Origin of the sequence: Synechococcus sp. R60.1, assembly GCF_047461835.1 — a bacterium.
GTDB lineage: Bacteria > Cyanobacteriota > Cyanobacteriia > Thermostichales > Thermostichaceae > Thermostichus.
In genome coordinates this window covers 1-18,100 of the sequence record NZ_JANSIA010000063.1, presented here as the reverse complement: position 1 = coordinate 18,100, position 18,100 = coordinate 1, and the positions used below count along the sequence as shown (strand labels likewise).

Genomic DNA, 18,100 nt, shown 5'->3' with positions numbered 1-18,100 from the left:
CGTGGTTGGCTTGCCAACTGCAGGGCTACCGAAAGCCCGCCCTGTACTGCGAAGCAGTCAGGGTCGGGTAGTTTACAACCATTCTGTGTTCGGGGCTGAGCTGAGCCATGCTTTGCTGTAGAGCCTGTTGGTAGTGCAAGTGCATCAGGTCGGGGCCAGGGTGAGCGATATCCGATCCGAGGGCCAGGTTTTGGGTTTGGGAGTGTTGCCGGGCGCAGCGCCGTCGCTGATCTGAGGCCACATTCCAGCAGATGCGATACAGCCAAGTGGAAAACTGGGCCGAGCCGCGAAACCGAGGCAACCCTTTCCAGGCACGAATAAACACTTCCTGTACCAGGTCATCCAAAAGATCGGCTCCACACAAGGGATAGAGGATATTCCGTACCGACTGCTGGTATTTGCGGTAGAGTTGGCGAAAGCTCTGGCTGTCGCCGTTGAGGCAGCGCTGGATCAGCTCCCAATCGGATGTATCCTTTGCCGCCTGCACGAGAGGACGCTCCCTTGTTCTCAACCTTGCTTTGTCTGACTCCCAATGCCCCCAAAAGGTTCAAAGGATCCCTGTCTACGATGGCCCTCCACTTCCCGCAAAGATACCGGCATCTTCTGATTGCCGTTTTCCCTCGAAGGATGCTCGCCAGCAGGTATTCCTCTTGCCTATTCGCACTTTCTCAATCCCAACTCTATTGGATTCTATCGGATCATCGACCTACAATTCCAATAACACCAAAAAGAGGGAATGAAAAGCTGATCTTCATGCCTGCCTGGCCATGGCCAAAACAACTCAGATAACCGATAAACCCGATCTGTTTGGATTCCTCTATCATCACCCGACGCTCATCCTTGCCATTCTGTTGGGGCCACCTCTCATTTGGTTACTGGTCTTTTACTTGGGGCCGCTGCTGGCGCTGCTGCTGCAAAGTTTTTATCATCTGGATCCCTTTACCGGCCTGATCCTGAGAAAGTTGACTTTGGCCACCTATCGGGAGCTGCTCACTCCTGCCAGCGTGGATATCTTTGTCCGCAGCTTGACTATGGCTTTGGCAGTGACCCTAGCTGCAATTGTGTTGGCTTTTCCTCTGGCTTATACCATGGTCAGACTGGCCTCTCCTCGCTGGAAGGACTTTTTGTACTTGTTGGTGCTCCTACCGCTTTGGTCTAGTTATTTGATTCGGGTTTATGCCTGGAAGTTGATCCTGGCCAAAGAAGGGATCCTTACCTATCTACTCACCCATGTGGGCCTACAGGGCTGGGTGGAAAAGATTTTGCAGTTGCCCGGGATCGGTGGGCCATCGCTGGCCGTATCCAACTTGGGTATTTTCTTGGTGTTTCTCTATGTTTGGCTGCCCTATATGATTCTGCCGATCCAGGCGGCTTTGGAGCGAGTGCCCGATAGCTTAATTGAGGCCTCTGCAGATTTGGGGGCTCAGGGTTGGCAAACGTTCCGCCATGTTACTCTTCCCCTCGCCTTGCCAGGGATCCTGGCCGGGTCGGTCTTCACCTTTTCCTTAACGCTAGGAGATTTTGTGGTGCCTTATTCTCTGGGCAATTCCAGCTATTTCATCGGGCAGGCAGTTCTCGCCTTTCAGGGCACCTCTGGCAACATTCCCTTGGCGGCAGCCTTCACGGTTGTGCCGATGGGGATCATGATCGTCTATCTGCTAGTGGCCAAGCGGCTGGGGGCTTTTGAATCGGTGAGCTGATCCGATCAAGGATTTTTCCAACACATGAGGAGCCAACTGAGCTAGGCTGGTAACTGTTAACGAATGTATCGGGCTGTCCCTATGGTGCTCTTTGGCTTTGGCAAACTTGGCAAGAAACTGTCCCTGCCCAAACCGGAAGAAGCCTTGCCGGGCCGGGCCGAGCCGATGGTGATCGTGAATCGGCATTTTGTCAACGGCAATTCGCTGCAGCCGCCTTTTCCCGAGGGCATGGAGCTGGCCATGTTCGGCATGGGCTGCTTCTGGGGGGCAGAGCGCAAGTTTTGGCAGGTGCCAGGGGTGTTCAGCACAGCGGTGGGCTACGCTGGCGGGTTTACCCCCAACCCCACCTATGAAGAGGTCTGTACTGGCCTGACTGGCCACAACGAGGTGGTGCGGGTGGTTTACGACCCAGCTCAGGTCAGCTATGCCCAACTGCTGAAGGTGTTTTGGGAAAATCACGACCCTACCCAGGGGATGCGCCAAGGCAATGATGTGGGCACCCAATACCGCTCCGGCATCTATGTGTATTCTCCGGCGCAGCGGGAGCTGGCGGAAAAAACCCGCGATCTCTATCAGCAGGCCCTGACCGCCCACGGCTACGGCCAGATCACCACCGAGATCTTAGACGCGCCTGAGTTTTACTACGCCGAAGACTACCACCAGCAATATCTGGCCAAGAATCCGCGCGGCTACTGCGGCCTGGGGGGCACTAAGGTTTGTCTGCCAGAGATCCTCACCGAGCCTGCCTAGCCCCAACCCAACCGTCAAAAGACTCGGCGGGAATGGGATCCCCGCTCAAGGAACTCCCTAGCCACTAGGGTTACCACCGCCAGCAAGGAGAGCACCACCGCCGCCGCATAGGCTGAGCCGGTGGCATAACTGCGGTAGGCATCTTCCACGAACAGGGGCAAGGTCTGGGTGCGGCCAATGATGTTGCCGGAAACCACAGCCACAGCGCCGAACTCCCCCATGGCGCGGGCATTGGTCAAGATGACGCCGTACAGAAGGCCCCAGCGGATGTTGGGCAGGGTGATTCTCCAAAAGATCTGCCAGGGGGTTGCCCCCAGCGTTTTGGCGGCTTCTTCCTGGTCGGTGCCTGCCTCCTCCAACACCGGCAACACTTCCCGCGCCACAAAAGGAAGGGTGATGAAAGCCGTTGCCAACACAATGCCCGGAAAGGCAAAGATAACCCTCCAGGATCCCAGCCAACCCTGACGCCCGAAGATGAGCACCAGCATTAGGCCGGCCACCACCGGGGAAATGGAAAAGGGCAAGTCGATCAGGCTCAGGAGCAGGGCCCGCCCCGGAAAACGCCGGTGGGCAATGGCCAAGGCGGCACAGAGGCCGAAAAAGGTATTGAGGGGCACAACGACCAGGGCGGTTAGCACCGTCAACCGCAGGGCACTGAGCAACTCCCGCTCCGTCAGGCGATGGAGAAAGGCTGGGATCCCTTCTCGAAACGCCTGATAGAAGATGTTCACCACCGGGATCCCGAGCAGCAGCGCGATGTAAAGCCCGACGATCCCGATCAACAGGCCCGACAGCCAAGGGTTTGTCGATGGCTCCGGCTTGACACCCGATACCCCCTTAGGTTTCATGGCGGCTTCCCCAGGCTTGCAGAAGGTTAATTACCACCAGCGACAGGAAAGAGATCCCCAACATCACCGTTCCGATCACCGTTGCCCCGGCATAGTCGTGTTGTTCCAGCCGCTGAATCACCAGCACCGCCGCGATCAAATCCCGAAAGGGAATGCTGGAAGCAATGATCACCACAGAGCCGTATTCCCCCACGGCGCGGGAAAACCCCAGGGCCACCCCGGTGAGCACTGCCGGCAGAATCTGGGGCAGCACCACGCGCCGGAAGGTCTGAAAGCGGGAAGCCCCCAAACTCCAGGCTGCCTCTTCCACATCTTTCTCCAGCTCCTGCAACACCGGCTGCACCGTCCGCACCACAAAGGGAAAAGAAATAAACAGCATCGCCACCCCCACCCCCAAGCGGGTAAAGGAGATGCGGATCCCCAAGGGGGCCAAAAGGGATCCAATCCAGCCGTTGCTGCTGTAAACCGTTGCCAGGGTGAGGCCGGCCACGGCGGTGGGCAAAGCAAACGGCAGATCGATCAACCCCTCGAGAAGCTTTTTGCCGGGGAAGGCGTAGCGCACCAGCACCCAGGCAGTCAGGGTGCCCATCACGCCGTTGATCAGAGCCGCCAGCAACGCGGTTACAAAAGTAACTTCATAGGCGGAGAGGGCCACGGGATCCGTCGCGATCCGCCAAAACTCCGCCCAGCCCACGCTGCTGGACTTGGCAATCAAGGCAGCCAGCGGCAGAACCAACATCAAGAAGAGATAGCCCAGGGTCAGCCGCCACGGCCAAGACAGTTGAGACAAAGCTTGCAGCAACGTTTCTCAAGCTCCCACCGGCATTGCGGTCATCTCGGTTTTTTTGACGGGAAAGGCTTTCACCACCTTGGGGCGCACATAGACCTGCTGCCCCACCTGCAGGGGTTGGTTGGCATATTGCTCGCGGCTGAGATGGGCCCACAGGGATCCGCCATCGCTAAGAATCAGCTCCGCCTGAATCTCCCGGCCCAGGTGGATGATCTCCTTAACGCGGGCAGAAACACCACTGCTGCCGGGGTTGACCTCAATCTGCACATCGTGGGGGCGCAAAAAAAGCTGATGCGGGCCGGCCTGCACCTCGGGAAGCTGGCAAAAGAGTTGGGAGCGGGGAGAAAGCTCGTTGACCGGGCCGACAAAGCTCATCACAAAGGGTGTAGCTGGATGGTCATAGATTTCTGCCGGGGATCCCACCTGTTCGATCCGCCCCTGGTTCATCACCACGATCTGATCCGCCACCTCCATGGCTTCCTCTTGATCATGGGTTACAAATACCGTTGTCACATGCACCTCATCGTGCAGGCGCCGCAACCACTTGCGCAGCTCTTTGCGGACTTTGGCATCCAGGGCCCCAAAGGGCTCATCCAACAACAACACCTGCGGCTCCACCGCCAAAGCGCGGGCCAGGGCCACCCGCTGCCGCTGCCCCCCAGAGAGTTGAGAGGGGTAGCGATCCCCGAACCCCGATAGCTGCACCAGCTCCAGCAGCTCATCCACCCGTGCCCGAATCTCGGCCCGTGAAGCCTTGCGGATCTCCAAGCCAAAGGCAATGTTCTGCCGCACCGTCATGTGCTTGAACAGGGCGTAGTGCTGAAAAACAAAACCAATGTTGCGCTCCTGGACGCTGGCATGGGTGGCATCCCGCCCGGTGAGGGAAATCCGCCCCGTATCCGGCTTTTCTAGGCCGGCAATCAGGCGCAGCAGGGTGGATTTGCCAGAACCCGACGGCCCCAACAAGGCCACCAGGGATCCCGTAGGAATGGTGAGATCGGTGGGGTGAAGGGCCTGAAACTCGCCAAAACGCTTCGATACCCCTTCGATGGTGATACCCATAGGTTCTGCCTAGCTAGTGGTTTGCCTGAGAAGTTGCTGGATGGTTGCCGGCTGAGTCTTCTGGAGAGGGTGAGGGAAGTTAAACCCGCGGCTAATCTACGGTAAACCTGTCAACAAACCGTTGATATAGCTCCCAAGATAACTTGAATGGGGATCCAAAACAAGGGAGACTCCCTACAACTGAGCTTGGATGCGGTCAAACAAGGCCCCATCGGCAAAAAAGCGGCTTTGGACAACCTCCCAGCCTCCCAGGTCGGCGACGGTAACCAGCTTCTCAACAGGAGGGTACCGCCAGGCAAACTCTTGGGCCACCGTCGGCTCCACCGGGCGAAAGCCCACCTCGGCAAAGGCCCGCTGCGCTTCTGGGGTGAATAGGTAGTCCACAAAGGCTTCGGCCACGGCACGGGTACCTTTGCGATCCACATTGGCATCCACCACGGCTACGGGGTTGTCGATGGAAATGTTGGGGTCGGGCACCACATAGGACAGGGATTGGCCGCGCAAGCCCGCCAGGATCACCTCATGTTCGTAGGTAATCAGGGCATCCCCTTGCCCTTTTTGGAAAAAAACATCGGTGGCCTCCCGCGAGTCCCGCGGCAAAATGCGGACATTTTTGTAGACCTGGGTGGTGAAGGCCAGGGCCTGAGGTTCAGGGACAGCGCTCCAGAGGGCTAAAAAGTTCCAGCGAGCCCCCCCTGAGGTTTTGGGGTTGGCGGTAACCACCTGCAAGCCTGGCCGAGCCAGATCCGGCCAAGAGCGGATCCCCTGGGGGTTGCCCTCCCGCGTTACAATCACCGCCACCGAACGGGTAACGATCCCTTGGTTGGGGGTACGGGCTTCCCATCCCGGCTGGATGAGACCCGCAGCCACGAGGCGCTCCACATCCAGGGCCAGAGCCAAGGCCACCACATCGGCATCCAGCCCGTTGATGACCGCCCGCGATTGCGTTGCTGAGCCGCCGTAGCTGCTTTCTACGCGCACCCGTTGCCCCGTTTTCGCCAGCCAATCGGCCTCAAAAGCAGGGATGATCTGCCGGTAGGCATCCCGCGTCACCGCAAAAGAAGCGAGGAGGATCCTGACTTCCCCCTGCAATCCCCCCCCTCGGCCACAGCCGCCAAGGCCAAGCAGAAGGCAGAGCAGCAGGGATCCCATCCCCAGCCACCGTCCCCCGCTCGCCAGCAGCCTCTGGATCCCGCCTGTCTTTGTAACCTCCATAGCCGTCCTCAAAACCTCGGGCCGCCCTCGCCCCCAGCCTCTCTCCGACAGAGGGGCTCCGCTTGCTGTAGGCGGAAGGAGCAGGCCCTTGTTCCTATTCTACGGTAAGCCGGTCGGCAAACCGTTTTTATTTAAGGATCCCTAGGCAGGACAGGGGGTGGGGATCGCCGCATCGACAGCGAGATCCAGCGTGGCCTTGAGAATGCCAGGATCCTCTGGAGAAGGGTGCAACTGGAACCCCAGCCGCTGACACAGGCGGCGCATGGCCTCGTTTTCGCCAAGAACCTCGCCGGTGAGGCGCTGGATCCCTTCGCAGCGGGCCACCTGAATGAGGCGGGTCAACAGCTCTGTGCCAATCCCTTGCCGTTGGTAGGGATCCGCCACCAGCATGGCAAACTCTGCTTCTTGGGGAAAGCCATGTTTTCTGGAGAGGCGGCTGATGCCGAGGATTAAGGACTTCGTCCCGCTGACGCGATTGGCCTCTGGCTCCTGTTTTTCTGCTACTAAGGCAATCTCGCGGTCGTAATCGTTAAAGCAAATGCGGGTAAGGCGCTCGTGGGCGATGCGGGCGCTGTATTTGATCGGGTGGAAGTAGCGCAGATAGACGCTGTAATCGGAGACGTGGCGGTGAAAATCGATCACCAAAGGCTCGTCTTCAGGGCGAATGGGGCGAATGGTGATGCCGTCCCGGAAGCTCCAGATGTACTGGGTGGGGTAGGGGCGGATGGCCAAGGGCACCTGGGGATCCTGCTCGGTTCGCAAAATGACGCGGGCATCCAAAGCCAGCAGGCCCTCGCTGGAAGCCAGCAGCGGATTGATGTCGATCTCTTTAATCTCCCGCTGCTCGGCCACCAGTTGGCTAAAGCGCACCAAGAGCTGTTCCAGGGCCTCCAGATCGACAGCTGGGCGTCCGCGTACCCCCCTGAGGGCCTTGTAGATGAGGGTGTTTTCCATCAGGCGCCGCGCCAAGGTGGTGTTGAGGGGGGGAAGGCCAATGGAGCGATCCTGAAACACCTCCACCAGTTGTCCGCCACTGCCAAACAGCAACACCGGCCCAAACTGGGGATCCTGGCTGCTCCCCAGGATCAGCTCATAGCCATCCGTGTCCACCATCGGCTGCACCGTGACCCCCTGGAAGTGCTCCGGCCCCGCTTTCTCGCTGACGTTGCGGAGGATTTGCCCGAAGGCCCGGCGCACCGCCTCAGCATCGGGCAGGTTGAGCTGCACGCCGCCTACGTCGCTCTTATGGGTGAGAGTGTGGGAGTAAAGCTTCAGCACCACCGGGTAGCCTATGGCCTCAGCAGCTTCCACCGCTGCTTTCGAACTTGCTGCCACCCGTGTGGGCACCACCGGGATCCCGTAGGCGGCTAGGATCTCCTTGGACTCGACCTCGGTTAAGAGCGTGCGACCTTGCTGCCGGGCTTGGCTGAGGATTTGGTGCACCCTATCCCGCTCGACCGCTCTTGCAGGGGGCAAAGTGGGAGTTTCGTAGAGGGCCTTGAGGTTGTCGCTAAAGCGCCACAAGTAGCTAAACACCCGTGCCGCCTGGTCTGGGTAGCGGTAGGTGGGGATCCCGGCCTGGTTGAGGATCTGCTCGCCCGCATCCACGCCAGCTCCCCCCATCCAACTGGCCAGGATAGGCTGCCGGGATCCACTGCGCCGCCAGGTCTCCACCACTTTCTCGGCAGTGGCCGTGGGATCCGTCATGGCTTGGGGGGTGAGGATGACCAGGCAACCCTGGCTGCCGGGATCTTGCAACACCACTTCCAAAACTTGGGCAAAGCGCTCCGGATCGGCATCCCCCAAAATGTCAATGGGATTGCCGTGGCTCCAGTGGGGGGGCAAGATCCGCTCAAGCTGCTCCAGGGTTTGGGGAGAAAGCTCGGCCAGGGATCCCCCGGCGCGGATGAGGGCATCGGTGGCCAGCACCCCTGGCCCGCCGGCATTGGTGAGGATGGTCAGGTGAGGGCCCTGAGGACGGGGCTGTTTGGCCAGCACCTCCGCCAGGTCGAAGAGATCTTCAATGTGATCCACCCGCAGCACGCCGCAACGGCGGAAGGCCGCATCCAACACTGCGTCGCTGCCGGTGAGGGAGCCCGTGTGGGAAGCGGCTGCTTGGGCTGCCGCCTGGGTGCGTCCGGCCTTGATGGCAATAATGGGCTTGCTCAGGGCCACTTCGCGGGCCGCCGACAAAAAAGAGCGAGCATCCCCGATGGATTCCATGTATAGGACGATGCTATGGGTGTGGGGATCCTCGCCCAAGTAGTCGATTAAGTCTCCCCAGCCCACATCCAGCATCGATCCCAGAGAGATAAAGGCGCTGAAGCCCACATTTTCCTGCAGGCTCCAGTCCAGGATCGAGGTGCACAGGGCCCCACTTTGGCTGATGAAGCCCACATTGCCGGGCCGGGCCATCTGGGCAGCAAAGGTGGCGTTTAAGCCCGTGTGGGGGTTTTGGATCCCCAGGCAGTTGGGGCCAATCAAGCGCAGCTTCCCAAGGACTCCGTCCCGCTGACGCGATTGGATAGTCTGCTGAATTTGCTTCTCCAGCTCCCAGCCAGCAGGGCCCGTTTCCTTGAAGCCTGCTGAAAGAACAATGGCGCCCTTGACCCCGGCTTCTACGCACTCCTGCACCACCTTGGGCACCCCCGCTGCCGGAATGGCGATAATGGCCAGATCCACCGGCTCCGGCAGAGCGGACAGCCGCTCGTAGGCCCGGATCCCCAACACCTGGTGCCGCTTGGGATTGACCGGGTAAACCGTGCCGCCAAAGGGGTGGCTAATGAGGTTCCACAACACCGTCCGCCCCACGCTGCCCTCCCGCTCCGTGGCCCCCACCACCGCCACCGAACGGGGCAGAAAAATGGGATTCAGGGGATGGGATCGGGTCCTCCAGATATCCACACTGGGATCCAGTCGTTGCCACATACCCTACTCCTTAGGCCAACACTGGTTCCGGCTGGTGGTAGAGGGCAGAATCCACCCGGCAGCCCCGATAGGCCAAAACGTACAGCTCCTTCATGTCTTGAATGAGGGGATAGCGGGGGTTGGCGCCAGTGCATTGGTCGTCAAAGGCTTGCTCCGCCATCGCCTCCAGGCGGTCGTAAAACTCCCGCTCTTTCTCCTCCAGGGCCTCGCGAATGGTGGCCGGGATCCCCAGTTTCCGCTTGAGTTCTTCGATGGCCTCGATGAGGCGCATGACCTTTTCATCGTCAGAGGACTCCGCCCCGCCCAACTGCAGGTAATCGGCAATTTCAGCGTAGCGGTGCTTGGCGTTGGGATAGCGGTATTGGGGAAAAATGGCCTGCTTAAAGGGGGCGTCGGTGGCGTTGTAGCGGATGACGTGGGTAATCATCAGGGCATTGGCCAGGCCGTGGGGCAGATGGAAGGTGGATCCCAGCTTGTGGGCCAGGGAGTGGCACACCCCCAAAAAGGCGTTGGCAAAGGCCATGCCGGCAATGGTGGCGGCGTAGTGAACTTTTTCTCGGGCTTCTGGATCTGCAGCACCTTTTTCATAGGCCCGCGGCAAGTAGGTCATGAGCAGCTTGATGGCTTGTAATGCCAGCCCATCGGTAAAATCGCTGGCCATCACCGACACATAGGCTTCCAGAGCATGGGTGAGGGCATCGATGCCGCCGTAAGCCGTTAGCTTCTTGGGCATCTTTAAGGTGAGATCCGGATCCACAATGGCCATGGTGGGGGTGAGGGCGTAGTCCGCCAGGGGGTATTTGATCCCCACCCGGTCATCGGTCACTACGGCAAAGGGCGTCACCTCGGATCCCGTGCCGGAAGTGGTGGGGATGCAGATGAGCTGAGCTTTTTGCCCCAGTGGCGGCAGCTCGTAAACCCGCTTGCGGATGTCCATAAAGCGCATCGCCAAGCCTTCAAACTCCACCTGGGGCTGCTCGTACATCAGCCACATCACCTTGGCCGCATCCATCGGGGATCCCCCACCGACCGCAATAATCACATCCGGTTGAAACTGGCGCAACTGCTCCAGACCGCGATTGACGTTGCTGAGGGTGGGATCCGGCTCTACATCGTGGTACACATCCCAGCTCACGCGAATCTCATCCAAAACCTGGGTGATGGGATGCAATATGCCCAACTCAAAGAGCGGCTTATCGGTCACCAAAAAGGCGCGTTTTTTGCCGGCCAATTCCCGCAGAGCAATAGGCAGACATCCGGGCTTGAAGTAAATCTTGGGCGGGATCCGAAACCAGAGCATGTTTTCCCGACGTTGGGTTACCGTTTTAATGTTGAGCAGGTGGCGCGGCCCCACATTCTCGGAGATCGAATTGCCTCCCCAAGTGCCACAGCCCAAGGTCAGAGAGGGATCCAGCTTGAAGTTGTAGAGATCCCCAATGGCCCCTTGTGAAGAGGGAGTGTTGATCAAGACTCGACCGGTTTGCAGGGCATTTTCAAAGTAGGCAATATCGTCCCGATTGGCGGGATCTGTATACAAAACAGAGGTGTGTCCCCGCCCGCCGAAATTGACCAGTTGGACAGCAACATCTACGGCGCTGTGGAAATCGTTGGCGCGGTAGAGGGCCAGAACAGGGGCCAATTTTTCGTAGGAGAAGGGCTCCTCCGGCCCCACCTTCTCCACTTCCCCAATCAGCAGTTTGGTGCCTTCGGGTACCTGGATACCGGCCAGGGCAGCGATGGTCTGCACCGACTGGCCCACAATGGCCGGATTGAGGCGACCGTCTTTGAGAAGGATGCGGCGCACGGCTTCGATTTGTTCCGGATCCAAAATGTAGGCCCCCCGATGGCCGAACTCGGCCTTGACCTGCTCGTAGATGGCATCCACCACCACCACTGCCTGTTCTGAGGCACAGATCATGCCGTTGTCGAAGGTCTTGCTCAACAAAATCGAGCTGACAGCCATGGGAATATCGGCACTGGCATCGATCACTGCCGGGGTATTGCCCGCTCCCACCCCCAAAGACGGGTGGCCCGAAGAGTAGGCCGCTTTAACCATGCCAGGCCCGCCGGTAGCCAAGATCAGCTTCACCTCAGGATGCTGCATCAAAGCCTGGGACAACTCGATGGTGGGCTCATCGATCCAGCCAATGAGCCCCACGGGAGCACCCGCTGCCTCGGCGGCTTCCTTAACCACTTTGGCTGCGGCAATAGTACATTTTTTGGCGCGGGGATGAGGGGAAAAGATAATGCCGTTGCGGGTTTTGAGGGTGATCAGAGCCTTGAAAATTGTCGTCGAGGTAGGGTTGGTTACCGGCACAATACCTGCCAAAAGCCCTACTGGTTCAGCAATGCGCTCGTAGCCAAAGCTCTCATCCCGCTCGATAACCCCGCAGGTTTTCTCGTGTTTGTATTTGTTGTAAATGTATTCCGAGGCAAAGTGATTTTTGATCACCTTGTCCTCCACAATACCCATGCCGGTTTCCTGTACCGCCAGCTTGGCCAGCGGGATCCGTTCGTTGTTGGCAGCCAGAGCGGCTCTGTGAAAAATCCGGTCTACCTGTTCTTGGGTGAAAGTTGCATATTCAGCTTGGGCAGCCTTCACCTGCTGGATCAAGGTTTCCAGCTCGGCTAGATTGGTTACTGGCATCGGTGGATCCCTCCAAAACTCATCAAGACTTAGACGATAGGAACAATTGACAATCGGATAGTTGGAAATAGTCGAATAACCCGAATGGCAATCTAGGCGCCAACAGGAGCAGGAACTTGGATTTCGGTGGTCAGGGTGGGGGGATGGGTGAGCGTATTGTGAATGATGCAGGCATCAACTGCTTTTTCCAGCCCCTTTTGATGCCTTCCGTCCAGCGGGATCCCAGTTTTTACACGAATGTGAATGTTGTCTAGGCGAGCCGGATGCTCAACTTTCTCCGCCGTGACCACCACCTCTAGTCCACTGGGATCCAACTGCCGAGCTTCCAGATATTTGACGGCATAAAAACCAACACAGGCGCCCAGAGAAGCCAGAAACCATTCCGGCGGCGTCATTCCCTGATCTCGACCGTGATTGTCCAAAGGCTGGTCGCTGAGAATGCGGTGCCCTCGGCTTTCCGCTTGGAACTGAACACCATCGCGGTAGGTGACGCAAACTTCCATTGGGGATCCCTCCTCTTGGGGTATTCTTCAGTTCACATAGAGTCCGTAAAGTTAGCCTGGGGATCAACTTGGATTCCAGTCAGCTCAGGGCCAATCTGGAGACGGTGCAGAGATTAACTGTGAATCACTTCGGATCTAAGCGTGACCTGGCTATGCTGACCCAAGCCGCAACTGCAGAATTGTCAAATAGCCACCAGTCCTTGATCCCGAAAGATTTGTAAGGCGTGATTCACCTGTTCGGGTGTGGGTGGATCGACATCGGCAAGGGTGTAAGGCAATCCCAATTGCTGCCATTTGTATTCCCCCATCTTGTGAAAGGGCAAAACTTCCACTCGCTCCACGTTGGATAAGGTGGCCACAAACTCGGCCAGACCCTTAATGTTTTCCTCGGGATCCGTCAAGCCGGGAACCAGCACAAAACGAATCCAGGTAGGCTTGTGGATCTGGTCTAAATAGCGGGCCAGATTAAGAGTGGGTTCTAGCGAAACACCGGTGACCTTTCGATACAGCTCCGGCAGATAAGACTTGATATCCAGCAACACCAAATCTGTATGCTCCAACACAGGCTTGGCTGCTTCCAGTTGCCCATAGCCAGAAGTATCCAAAGCCGTGTGCAAGCCCAACTCATGACAGCGACGGAAGATCTCGGCCACGAAGTCAGGTTGCAGCAAAGGCTCTCCCCCGGTAACCGTAACTCCCCCCGCTCGCAAGTAATTCTTGTAACGTTGGATCTCGGCAATTAAAGACTCAACCGTAACAAGCTGTCCCGCCTCCGGATCCCGACAGTCAGGGTTGTGGCAATACAAACAGCGAAGTGGACAACCCTGTGTAAAAATTACGAAGCGGATTCCTGGCCCATCGACGGTGCCACAGGTTTCCACCGAGTGAATGCGCCCAGCAATTGGTGTCAGGGGGTTCATAACGGTATCCATACTTTTATCCTGGATGACTTTTGCAAAATATCAATCAATCTTGAGGTTTTCTTCCAGATTGCTAACTCAGGTTAAATAGAACACAGTTTCCATTTCTCTTTGGATTAGGTTGGGACTAGATTTTTTTAGATCCCTAGGGTCTTTTAGCTAGACCGCTGCTATCCTGGCTGGAAGGGAGAAAGGGGGATAAAAAGCCGAAAGGGCAGCTTGGGGATTCCACCCAGCTCAGACCGATGGGTCGTGTGGGCTAGGCACGGAGGTATCCACCGTGATGCCGTGCAGGCGGTGGGCCTTGGGATCGAAATCCTTCGGAAAATGGGTATAGGCATCGACATCTGCGTGATCCAGCAGGGCGCCTTCTAAGAGGGCCTCTCGAAAATCGCTGCCAAAGAGGAGACATCCCCGCAGATCGGCTCCCAATAGGTTGGCTCCGCTGAAGTCGGCAAAACTGAGATCGCACCCCCGCAAATTAGCCCCCGCCAAGTTGGCCCCACTGAAATCGGCATAGCTGAGATCGGCGCCAGCCAAATGGATCCCCTGCAGCTCAGCCCCCTGCAAATCGATCTCCCGAAAATCGCGCCGTCCTGAGGCATACTGGCTGACCAGATCCGCAGCGCTACAAACAGTCATGATCATCGGGCCTCCTCGGTTATCGATGGGGGATCCCTTCCATCGACCCCGGTATGGGCGGACTTCAGGGATCCCCAGGCTGGTCTTTTAGCAGTGTTGATGGAACGTGCGGTTAATGACATCCAGTTGCTGCTCGCGGGTAAGCTTGATGAAGTTCACCGCATAGCCGGAAACCCGGATGGTGAGCTGTGGGTAGAGCTCCGGGTGCTCCATGGCATGCAGCAGGGTCTCGCGGTTGAGAACATTGACGTTGAGGTGGAAACCGCCATCCCGCATGTAGCCATCCAGCAGCCCCACTAGATTGGCAACCCGCTCCTCCGCTGTGCGACCTAGGGCCGCCGGCACAATCGAGAAGGTGTTGGAGATCCCATCCAGAGCGTCGTCGTAGGGCAGCTTGGCCACCGAAGCCAGCGACGCCACCGCTCCCTTGGTGTCCCGGCCGTGCATGGGGTTGGCCCCTGGGGCAAAGGGCTCGCCCGCTCGCCGCCCGTCGGGGGTGTTGCCGGTTTTCTTGCCGTAGACCACGTTGGAGGTGATGGTGAGGATGGACTGGGTGGGGATGGCATTGCGGTAGGTCTTGTGCTTGCGCAGCTCGGCCATGAAGGTCTGCACCAGTTGCACCGCAATGGAGTCAACTCGGTCGTCGTTGTTGCCGTATTTGGGGAAGTCGCCCTCCACCGCGTAATCCATCACTAGGCCCCGCTCATCCCGGATGGCCCGTACCCGCGCGTATTTGATGGCGGATAGGGAGTCGGCTGTTACCGACAGGCCGGCCAACCCAAAGGCCATGGTGCGCAGCACGTCCCGGTCGTGCAGGGCCATCTCCAGGCGCTCGTAGCAGTACTTGTCGTGCATGTAGTGGATGATGTTCATGGTGTTGACGTAGGTTTTGGCCAGCCAGGCCATCATCTGCGCCATGCGCGGCCACACCTCGTCGTAGTCCAGGACATCGGCGGTGATGGGGGCGAAAGCAGGAGCCACCTGCTCGCCGGAGATCTCATCCCGACCGCCGTTGATGGCATAGAGCAGGCACTTGGCCAAGTTCACCCGCGCTCCAAAAAACTGCATCTGCTTGCCGATGCGCATGGCCGACACACAGCAGGCGATGCCGTAGTCATCCCCCCAGTAGGGGCGCATCAAGTCGTCGTTTTCGTACTGGATGGAGCTGGTTTCAATGGAGACCTTGGCGCAGTAGCGCTTGAAGGCTTCCGGCAGCCGCTCCGACCAGAGCACGGTCAAGTTGGGCTCGGGCGCCGGCCCCAGGTTGTAGAGGGTATGCAGCATGCGGAAGCTGGTTTTGGTAACCAAAGGCCGCCCATCCAGGCCCATGCCGCCGATGCACTCGGTAACCCAGGTGGGATCCCCGCTGAATAGCTCGTTGTACTCGGGCGTGCGCAAAAACCTGACCATGCGCAGCTTCATAACAAAGTGGTCAATGAGCTCCTGGGCCTCTTCCTCGGTGAGGATCCCGGCCTGCAGATCCCGCTCGATGTAGATGTCCAGGAAGGTGGACACCCGCCCCAAGGACATGGCCGCCCCGTTTTGCTCCTTGACGGCTGCCAGGTAGGCCAGGTACAGCCATTGGATGGCTTCGCGGGCGTTGGCTGCCGGACGGCCCAGGTCAAACCCGTAGCGGGATCCCATCTCTTTCAGCTCTTGTAGGGCCTTAATCTGCTCGGAGAGCTCCTCCCGCAGGCGGATGGTCTCTTCGTCCATCGTGTCCAGGTCTAGACTGGCTTTTTGGGCCTGCTTGTCTTCGATGAGCCGATCCACCCCGTAGAGGGCCACCCGCCGGTAGTCCCCAATGATGCGACCCCGACCGTAGGCATCGGGCAGGCCGGTGATGATCCCGGAGCGGCGGCAGCGGCGCATCTCTTCGGTATAGGCGTCAAAAACGCCGTCGTTGTGGGTTTTGCGGTACTGGGTAAAAATTTCCTTGGTGCGGGGATCCAACTCGTAGCCATAGGCTTTGAGGGAAGACTCCACCACGCGGATGCCGCCAAAGGGCATGATGGCCCGCTTCAGAGGTTTGTCCGTCTGCAGCCCCACAATCTGTTCCAGCTCTGGGTCGATATAGCCAGGGGCGTGGCTGGTGATGGTAGAGGGAACAGCGGTATCGGCATCTAGGATCCCTCGCTCTCGCTCCAGAGCCATCAAATCCTTGACCTTGGCCCACAGCCGCTGGGTGCGCTCGGTGGCTGCAGCTAAGAAGGTTTCATCACCGGTGTAGGGGGTGTAATTGCGCTGAATAAAGTCTCTGACGTCGATGGAGCGCTGCCAGGATCCCGGCGCAAAATCGCTCAAAACTTTTTGACCGTCTGCGTTGGATCCCGTCCTTGGTTCCGCCTTCAATTCTGTAGGTGATGCTACAGAACGCTGCACACTGGCAACCATAACAATCCTCCCGGCTATTACGCCTGATAATCTATCGACAGGGCGAGGCAGCACCCCGGCCTTTGCCCCACGCAGGCTCTAAAAGAGAGCTAAAGAACCAATAGATCTCTGCAAGGCTTATAGGGATCCTACGAAGGGCTTTTAGCAACTCTTCTGTTTCTTTTTTAGGCGTTCTAAATACACCTCGCCTGATTTAATTTTAGTCCCTTGCGCTCTGAGGATATTTTCGGTTGCGTGATTTTTTAATCTTATTTTCATCCTATTTTTTAATGCTGTTTTAATATCTTCTTAACGTTGTTTTACGCTTTTCCATCGGCAAATGGCGGGCCTATGCTGAGGTAGGACGGCCCAGGTCGTCTGTTGCCGTGAGAACGTCAGGATACTCGGCCTTTACCTTAGCAGTGCCTTGCTCTATGAACCAGTCCAATCGAATCGTCCAAGGGATCCATCACCTGCACTTCTATCTTTGGGATCTGCCCCGTTGGCAGGAACACTTTTGTCAAGTTTGGGGCTTCCGAATGGAAGGACAGCTCGGCAGTACCCTCTGTCTGCGTCAGGGATCCCTGCGCTTGCGCCTATCTCAGCCGGCTCACGCCGGGGATGAGGTGGATCGCTATTTGCAGCAACATTCGCCTGGGGTGGTGGATGTGGCCTTGGCGGTGGAGGAGCAAGAGCTGTTGGGCTTGGCAGAGCTTTTGCAGAGGCGAGGAGCCCAAGTGGAGTGGATCCCGGCAGAAGACGAAGGCTGCCCTGCTCTGTGCCTGCGCACTCCTTATGGACTCAGGCATTCTTTGATCCCCAGCTCAGGGATCCCCGATTCAGCCCCTGCTGAGGAGAACCTGTTTTCCCACTGGGATCACCTGGTATTGAACGTGGAGCAGGGATCCCTGCAGGCAGCGGCAGATTGGTATGGGCAGGTGCTGGGTTGGCGGTCTCTGTATCGCTATAGCATCCGCACCAACACCTCTGGCCTAGAAAGTGTGGTGGTGGGAGATCCTGAAGCCGGGATCCAGTTGGCCATCAACGAGCCCACCTGTGCCGCTTCCCAGATCCAGGAGTTTTTGGATGCCCATCATGGCCCTGGCCTGCAACATGCGGCGTTGCACAGCTCAGATGTCTTCGCCAGTGTGCGCCGGCTGCGACAGGGAGGCGTAAACTTTCTGCAGGTGCCACCGGAGTACTACACAAACCTGGCAAGGGAGCTGGCCTCTGGAGCAGTACTCCCTTCTGGTGGGTTGCCCACCATCTCCTGGCACGACTTGGTGGAGCAGCAGCTCCTTTTGGATACCACCTTGCCTGCCTCTGATTCCCGACACCCCCCCCTGTTGTTGCAAACCTTCACTCAGCCTCTGTTTGGCCGGCCCACGTTTTTTTTCGAGGTCATCCAACGGTTGGGTGGAGCCACAGGCTTTGGCGAAGCCAACTTTCAAGCCCTGTTTGAAGCTCTAGAACGCCAACAGCGACAACGGCAGCAAGCCCTGGTCTGCTAACACCCTTGTTCTAGGGATCCAGTGGGAGCACCAGGGGAATGTCTCCAGTTAATCAACACGATTGATTGCCCCTGAGTTTCCAGCCGATATTCGGGTATGCGGAAGGCGTTGACATCCTCCCCGGCCTGAAGGCTGGAGATTCCTACCACGCTACGCATGGATGGCTCCTTGCGCAGTCGTCTCGGCGGGTTCCTGCTTCCGACCGCCCGTG

At 58.2% G+C, this 18,100-nt stretch carries 13 protein-coding genes and 1 pseudogene; 3 read left to right on the top strand and 11 right to left on the bottom strand.

Features of this window, described 5'->3' with window-relative positions:
• Window positions 1-133 precede the first annotated feature (133 nt).
• Window positions 134-487: pseudogene (locus NW834_RS09625) on the bottom strand (sigma-70 family RNA polymerase sigma factor); the annotation flags it as partial.
• A gap of 280 nt (window positions 488-767) precedes the next feature.
• Between NW834_RS09625 and NW834_RS09620 the strand changes: the two are divergent.
• Window positions 768-1,700, top strand: a complete 933-nt coding sequence (locus tag NW834_RS09620) for an ABC transporter permease (RefSeq protein WP_414419678.1) — start codon at window positions 768-770, stop codon at window positions 1,698-1,700.
• 81 nt (window positions 1,701-1,781) lie between these two features.
• Window positions 1,782-2,450 (top strand): peptide-methionine (S)-S-oxide reductase MsrA, encoded by a 669-nt coding sequence (msrA, locus tag NW834_RS09615; protein WP_414419679.1) that lies wholly within the window; start codon window positions 1,782-1,784, stop codon window positions 2,448-2,450.
• A gap of 14 nt (window positions 2,451-2,464) precedes the next feature.
• Here msrA and cysW read toward each other — a convergent pair whose 3' ends face one another.
• The 10 genes from cysW to pflB form a co-directional block, all read right to left on the bottom strand.
• The gene (gene cysW, locus NW834_RS09610; protein WP_414419677.1) at window positions 2,465-3,298 is read right to left on the bottom strand and encodes a sulfate ABC transporter permease subunit CysW; all 834 of its coding nucleotides are present in this window, start codon (window positions 3,296-3,298) and stop codon (window positions 2,465-2,467) included.
• Complete coding sequence (gene cysT, locus NW834_RS09605) at window positions 3,288-4,100, bottom strand: sulfate ABC transporter permease subunit CysT (RefSeq protein ID WP_414330111.1); 813 nt, start codon at window positions 4,098-4,100, stop codon at window positions 3,288-3,290. The genes cysW and cysT overlap by 11 nt, the downstream gene beginning before the upstream one ends.
• Before the next feature lie 6 nt (window positions 4,101-4,106).
• Complete coding sequence (locus NW834_RS09600) at window positions 4,107-5,150, bottom strand: sulfate/molybdate ABC transporter ATP-binding protein (protein WP_011431905.1); 1,044 nt, start codon at window positions 5,148-5,150, stop codon at window positions 4,107-4,109.
• Window positions 5,151-5,324: 174 nt separating this feature from the next.
• A complete protein-coding gene (locus tag NW834_RS09595; protein WP_414419676.1) occupies window positions 5,325-6,365 on the bottom strand; it encodes a sulfate ABC transporter substrate-binding protein in 1,041 nt (346 codons plus the stop codon).
• A gap of 141 nt (window positions 6,366-6,506) precedes the next feature.
• Window positions 6,507-9,293, bottom strand: a complete 2,787-nt coding sequence (locus NW834_RS09590; RefSeq protein WP_414419675.1) for a GNAT family N-acetyltransferase — start codon at window positions 9,291-9,293, stop codon at window positions 6,507-6,509.
• A gap of 10 nt (window positions 9,294-9,303) precedes the next feature.
• The gene (adhE, locus tag NW834_RS09585) at window positions 9,304-11,940 is read right to left on the bottom strand and encodes a bifunctional acetaldehyde-CoA/alcohol dehydrogenase (protein WP_414419674.1); all 2,637 of its coding nucleotides are present in this window, start codon (window positions 11,938-11,940) and stop codon (window positions 9,304-9,306) included.
• Between the two features lie 92 nt (window positions 11,941-12,032).
• The gene (locus tag NW834_RS09580; RefSeq protein WP_414343934.1) at window positions 12,033-12,443 is read right to left on the bottom strand and encodes an OsmC family protein; all 411 of its coding nucleotides are present in this window, start codon (window positions 12,441-12,443) and stop codon (window positions 12,033-12,035) included.
• Window positions 12,444-12,625: 182 nt separating this feature from the next.
• The gene (pflA, locus tag NW834_RS09575) at window positions 12,626-13,375 is read right to left on the bottom strand and encodes a pyruvate formate-lyase-activating protein (protein ID WP_414402581.1); all 750 of its coding nucleotides are present in this window, start codon (window positions 13,373-13,375) and stop codon (window positions 12,626-12,628) included.
• Between the two features lie 225 nt (window positions 13,376-13,600).
• Window positions 13,601-14,005 (bottom strand): pentapeptide repeat-containing protein, encoded by a 405-nt coding sequence (locus NW834_RS09570; RefSeq protein WP_414419673.1) that lies wholly within the window; start codon window positions 14,003-14,005, stop codon window positions 13,601-13,603.
• A gap of 87 nt (window positions 14,006-14,092) precedes the next feature.
• On the bottom strand, window positions 14,093-16,399 hold the full coding sequence (gene pflB, locus NW834_RS09565) for a formate C-acetyltransferase (protein ID WP_414419672.1): 2,307 nt from the start codon (window positions 16,397-16,399) through the stop codon (window positions 14,093-14,095).
• A gap of 413 nt (window positions 16,400-16,812) precedes the next feature.
• Here pflB and NW834_RS09560 point away from each other — a divergent pair, with 413 nt between their 5' ends.
• Window positions 16,813-17,889: a VOC family protein gene (locus NW834_RS09560; protein WP_414350063.1), complete on the top strand. Its 1,077-nt coding sequence runs from the start codon at window positions 16,813-16,815 to the stop codon at window positions 17,887-17,889.
• Window positions 17,890-18,100 lie beyond the last annotated feature (211 nt).

Bases quoted from the DNA above. Each gene is read 5' to 3' on its own strand.
- NW834_RS09620 (WP_414419678.1), top strand. From the start codon at position 768: ATGGCCAAAACAACTCAGATAACCGATAAACCCGATCTGTTTGGATTC.
- msrA (WP_414419679.1), top strand. From the start codon at position 1,782: ATGGTGCTCTTTGGCTTTGGCAAACTTGGCAAGAAACTGTCCCTGCCC.
- cysW (WP_414419677.1), bottom strand. From the start codon at position 3,298: ATGAAACCTAAGGGGGTATCGGGTGTCAAGCCGGAGCCATCGACAAAC.
- NW834_RS09600 (WP_011431905.1), bottom strand. From the start codon at position 5,150: ATGGGTATCACCATCGAAGGGGTATCGAAGCGTTTTGGCGAGTTTCAG.
- NW834_RS09595 (WP_414419676.1), bottom strand. From the start codon at position 6,365: ATGGAGGTTACAAAGACAGGCGGGATCCAGAGGCTGCTGGCGAGCGGG.
- NW834_RS09590 (WP_414419675.1), bottom strand. From the start codon at position 9,293: ATGTGGCAACGACTGGATCCCAGTGTGGATATCTGGAGGACCCGATCC.
- adhE (WP_414419674.1), bottom strand. From the start codon at position 11,940: ATGCCAGTAACCAATCTAGCCGAGCTGGAAACCTTGATCCAGCAGGTG.
- NW834_RS09580 (WP_414343934.1), bottom strand. From the start codon at position 12,443: ATGGAAGTTTGCGTCACCTACCGCGATGGTGTTCAGTTCCAAGCGGAA.
- pflA (WP_414402581.1), bottom strand. From the start codon at position 13,375: ATGGATACCGTTATGAACCCCCTGACACCAATTGCTGGGCGCATTCAC.
- NW834_RS09570 (WP_414419673.1), bottom strand. From the start codon at position 14,005: ATGACTGTTTGTAGCGCTGCGGATCTGGTCAGCCAGTATGCCTCAGGA.
- pflB (WP_414419672.1), bottom strand. From the start codon at position 16,399: ATGGTTGCCAGTGTGCAGCGTTCTGTAGCATCACCTACAGAATTGAAG.
- NW834_RS09560 (WP_414350063.1), top strand. From the start codon at position 16,813: ATGAACCAGTCCAATCGAATCGTCCAAGGGATCCATCACCTGCACTTC.